This window comes from Roseburia sp. OM02-15 (genome assembly GCF_003481835.1).
GTDB classification, from domain to species: domain Bacteria; phylum Bacillota; class Clostridia; order Lachnospirales; family Lachnospiraceae; genus Eubacterium_I; species Eubacterium_I ramulus_A.
Window position 1 is genome coordinate 1 of the sequence record NZ_QULX01000054.1, and the last position, 1340, is coordinate 1340.

General features: G+C 39.1%; 2 protein-coding genes. Both read right to left on the reverse strand.

Going from position 1 to position 1340, the window contains the following annotated elements; genetic code table 11:
* Positions 1 to 49: 49 nt before the first annotated feature.
* Positions 50 to 964, reverse strand: a complete 915-nt coding sequence (locus DXB15_RS16770) for an IS3 family transposase (protein WP_118703567.1) — start codon at positions 962 to 964, stop codon at positions 50 to 52.
* On the reverse strand, positions 961 to 1245 hold the full coding sequence (locus tag DXB15_RS16775; protein ID WP_187119673.1) for a transposase: 285 nt from the start codon (positions 1243 to 1245) through the stop codon (positions 961 to 963). The genes DXB15_RS16770 and DXB15_RS16775 overlap by 4 nt, the downstream gene beginning before the upstream one ends.
* Positions 1246 to 1340: the final 95 nt, after the last annotated feature.

The following is a 1340-nucleotide window of genomic DNA, read 5'->3' on the forward strand; positions in this document are numbered from 1 at the left end:
TGGTCCTATGTCAAGATTTAGTACAAGTTAAAATGAGGTTTTCCTCATCTTAACTTACTAAGGTCAATTCGTCCTGCTGGAACTTATAATACAGTTCTTCGTATTCATTCGGCGACATGTAATCGCAATGACTATGAATTCGCTTTGTATTATAAAATGCTTCCAAATATTCGAATACCAGTCGATATGCATGATCGTAATCACGAATTTTAAAACGATTCAACCATTCGCGCTTAATCAAAGAATGGAACGATTCAATACATGCATTATCCCATGGATAAGCCTTTTTAGAATAGCTGCATTGCATATCAGCGGTAACACGTCTGTATTCTTTGGATACATATTGGCTGCCACGGTCTGCATGCAAAATTAAAGGCTCTTCAATGTTGCGTCTTGCTTTTGCTTTATTTATAGTTTCAATCACGCAGGATACTTCCAAACTTTTTGAAAGTGTCCACGCAATGATTTTCCTGGAATATAAATCCATAATGCTGGTCAAATAGACAAATCCGTCTATTGTCCAAATATAGGTAATATCAGAACACCAAACGGCGTTCGGACGTTCTGGATTGAATTGCTCATCAAGGATATTTTGTAATTTACTACTGAAGTCAGAATCTTTTGTGGTGATTGTCCATGGTTTGATCCACTGGGCTTTAATACCCAGTTGTTTCATATATTTACCAACTGTTCGCTCAGAAATGATTTCTCCTGATTCGCGTAACTTCCTGGTGATTTTCGGAGCACCATAATTCTGTTGGGATTCATCATAAATATCCTTAATGCGAGCTTTCACAGCTTCACGACGTTTAGCTGTGTTCGAAGGAACACGTTTCATCCAGGCATGATAGCCGGAACGGGAAACGCCAAGATATTTCAACATTCCGGAGACAGAAACCTGGCGTCGAGCCTTGTGGGCGGTTTCTGCCTTCTCAGCAACTTCGAGACAAATGGCTTCTGTCATTTTCCCAGAATGTTGATTGCTTTTTTTAATACATCAAGAGCATCCTGTGCATCCCGTAATTCACGTTTTAATCGTGCGATTTCTTTTGCTTCATCAGAAGCATAATTACCAGAGCCACGACTTTCAATATCGCCTGTTTCTCGAAGCTCTTTTTGCCAACGAGACAGCGATTGGTGACTGATACCAAGATTTGATGCACAACCTATCAGTCCCAGCTCCTTGTGGTTATGGTAATACTGAACTGCATCAATTTTAAACTGTTTATCATAGTGCTTTGCCATAATGAGATCCTCCTTCAGTGCATACATACATCATACCATGAAATACTGTATAAGGAATTCTCATTTTGACTTGTACTATTTATATTCTAGCACCA

Bases quoted from the DNA above. Each gene is read 5' to 3' on its own strand.
- DXB15_RS16770 (WP_118703567.1), bottom strand. From the start codon at position 964: ATGACAGAAGCCATTTGTCTCGAAGTTGCTGAGAAGGCAGAAACCGCC.
- DXB15_RS16775 (WP_187119673.1), bottom strand. From the start codon at position 1,245: ATGGCAAAGCACTATGATAAACAGTTTAAAATTGATGCAGTTCAGTAT.